Source organism: Thiocapsa sp., assembly GCF_011390875.1.
GTDB lineage: Bacteria > Pseudomonadota > Gammaproteobacteria > Chromatiales > Chromatiaceae > Thiocapsa.
Genome location: NZ_JAABRP010000372.1, coordinates 1 through 2,769, shown reverse-complemented (window position 1 = coordinate 2,769; position 2,769 = coordinate 1). Strand labels below are relative to the sequence as shown.

2 protein-coding genes and 1 pseudogene are annotated in these 2,769 nt (G+C 62.3%); 2 read left to right on the top strand and 1 reads right to left on the bottom strand.

Going from position 1 to position 2,769, the window contains the following annotated elements:
- Positions 1 to 48: 48 nt before the first annotated feature.
- Positions 49 to 1,053 (bottom strand): sulfate ABC transporter substrate-binding protein, encoded by a 1,005-nt coding sequence (locus tag GPT33_RS18550; protein WP_296812062.1) that lies wholly within the window; start codon positions 1,051 to 1,053, stop codon positions 49 to 51.
- A gap of 559 nt (positions 1,054 to 1,612) precedes the next feature.
- Between GPT33_RS18550 and cysT the strand changes: the two genes are divergently transcribed.
- Together cysT and cysW are read left to right on the top strand one after the other, a co-directional pair.
- On the top strand, positions 1,613 to 2,467 hold the full coding sequence (cysT, locus tag GPT33_RS18545; RefSeq protein WP_296812058.1) for a sulfate ABC transporter permease subunit CysT: 855 nt from the start codon (positions 1,613 to 1,615) through the stop codon (positions 2,465 to 2,467).
- Positions 2,467 to 2,769: pseudogene (gene cysW, locus GPT33_RS18540) on the top strand (sulfate/thiosulfate ABC transporter permease CysW); the annotation flags it as partial. The gene cysT and the pseudogene cysW, both read left to right, overlap by 1 nt.

The window sequence follows — 2,769 nt, the reverse complement described above, 5'->3', positions numbered from 1 at the left end:
GCTAAACGAACAATGAAAACGACGCATGTCGCTCTGGACGCGGTTTAGTCAGCGAACGCTATAGATTTGGTCGAAGATGCCGCCGTCGGCGAAGTGTTTCTCCTGCGCGGCCTTCCAGCCGCCCAGGTCTTCGATCGTCACCATATCGACCTGGACGAACCGCTCCTTGTAGCGTGCCGCGACCTCCGGGTCGGTCGGACGATAGAAGTGTTTGGCGGCAAGCTCCTGGCCTTCCGGCGAGTAGAGGAATTCCAGATAGGCCGTCGCCACGGCGCGGGTTCCCTTCTTGTCCACGGTGCGATCCACCACCGTGACCGGCGGCTCGGCGAGGATCGACAGGGATGGGACGACGATCTCGAATTTGTCCTCGCCGAACTCCTTGAGTGCGAGGAATGCTTCGTTCTCCCAGGAGAGCAAGACATCGCCGAGCTCGCGCTGCACGAAGGTGGTGGTCGAGCCGCGAGCGCCCGAATCGAGCACCGGGACATTCTTGTAGAGTCGCGCGATGTAGTCCTTCACCCGGGACTCGTCGCCGCCGTATTCCTTCTCCGCCCAGGCCCAGCCCGCCAGATAGTTCCAGCGCGCACCGCCAGAGGTCTTGGGGTTGGGCGTGATCACGGCGACCCCCTCCTTGACCAGGTCTCCCCAGTCTTTGATGCCTTTCGGATTACCCTTGCGGACCAGAAAGACGATGGTCGAGGTGTAGGGCGAGCTGTTCAGGGGCAGTCGCGACTGCCAGTCATCGGCCAGGAATCCCTGCGCGGCGATCGCATCGATGTCGTAGGCCAGCGCCAGGGTCACGACGTCGGCTTCCAGTCCGTCGATGACCGCGCGCGCCTGCTTGCCGGCCCCGCCGTGCGATTGTTGAATCCTGATCGTCTCGCCGGTCTTCTTCTCCCAGTGTTTGCCGAAGGCCGGGTTGAATTCTTGGTAAAGCTCGCGTGTCGGGTCGTAGGAGACGTTGAGCAGCGTGGTGTCGGCCTGCGCGATGCCGAGGGTCGACAGGCCCAGCACGGCGGCGAGGATGGATTTCGGAGGGAATGTGACGGTCATGGTCTGGTCCTTTTGACTGTCGAAAAGGGATCGAGACCCGGATTGAAGCACCTTCGTCGAGCCGTGCCCAATCACGAAATCCGCAAAGCTTTTCGATTTAAACCGCGCCCAGCGCGGTATGCGGTGTTTTTGGATGGGATCGGCCCCGGCAGACTTGACGACCGTTGGAGCCGGCGCGGTTTAAGATATTAAAAAATATTGAATTTTAAACCGCGTCCCCCGCGAAGGGTCGTGGATTCACCAAACGTCGAACTCACTCGAAAGTGAGCATGTCGCTCTGTACGCGGTTTAATTGCGTTCTGCGCGACGCGAGCGCGTTCGCATCGGTTCGGCCTTACGGGTATCACCGGCGACGCAGCAGGCGCGGCTCGGCGCAACCCCGCGACAGCCGCGCTTATCGTGAAACCTGATAACCAAAGCATGATTCGACGGTTCCAGCGCGGTGCGTCTTGCACTAGCCTGCAGTTGTTATCCGAACCCCGAGACCCGCTGCCATGACATTGGATTCCAGGCCCTTCGTCGATGTCGGGACCCTCGGTCCGAACCCGGTAAAGCCATAATGGGCGTTGCGACCTTCTTCAACCCGACGCGCCAGACCCGCGTGCTGCCCGGCTTCGGCCTCGCACTCGGCTACACCCTGGTCTATCTGTCGCTCATCGTGCTGATTCCGCTGTCGGCGGTCTTCATCAAGACGGCGACCCTATCCTGGGGCGAGTTCTGGGCCATTGTTTCCTCCCCAAGGGTGGTGGCCACCTACAAGCTCTCGTTCGGAGCCTCGCTGCTGGCGGCGGCCATCAACGCGCTCTTCGGTCTGATGTTGGCTTGGGCGCTGGTTCGCTACAGCTTCCCGGGTAAGAAGCTGATCGACGCACTGGTGGATCTGCCCTTCGCGCTGCCCACCGCCGTGGCCGGCATCGCCCTCACCGCGCTCTATGCCGGCAACGGCTGGATCGGGAGCCTGCTCGCACCGCTCGGCATCAAGGTCGCCTTCACGCCGCTCGGTGTGCTGGTAGCCCTGGTGTTCATCGGTGTCCCCTTCGTGGTGCGCACCGTTCAACCCATCCTCGAAGACCTCGAGACCGAGCTGGAAGAGGCCGCTGCGAGCCTGGGCGCCAACCGCCTGCAGACCTTCACCAAGGTACTGCTGCCGACCTTGTTGCCGGCTCTCCTGACCGGTTTCGCACTGGCCTTTGCCCGGGCAGTCGGCGAGTACGGGTCGGTGATCTTTATCGCCGGCAACATCCCGATGGTGTCCGAGATCACGCCGCTCATCATCATCACCAAGCTCGAGCAGTACGACTATGCCGGCGCGACCGCCGTGGCGGTCGTCATGCTGGTCTTTTCCTTTCTCATGCTCTTGGCCATCAACCTGTTGCAGGCCTGGGGTGCGAAGCGGACCGGGAGAAATCGCTGATGGCTGCCGCCGGCGTCGTGTACGGGCGGGGCGATGCCCGTCGTTACGAGACCAATCCCGCAACCCGCGAGACGGACTGGGTGAAGTGGCTGATCCTGACGGCGGCGTTGAGCTTTTTCCTGCTGTTCTTGTTGATGCCGCTGATCGCGGTCTTCACGGAGGCCCTGCGCAAGGGTTGGCTGACCTATCTCACGGCCATCACCGACCCGGATGCCTTGGCGTCCGTGCGGCTGACGCTGCTGGTGGCAGCCATCTCGGTGCCGGTAAACCTGGTGTTCGGGGTCGCCGCGGCTTGGGCTATC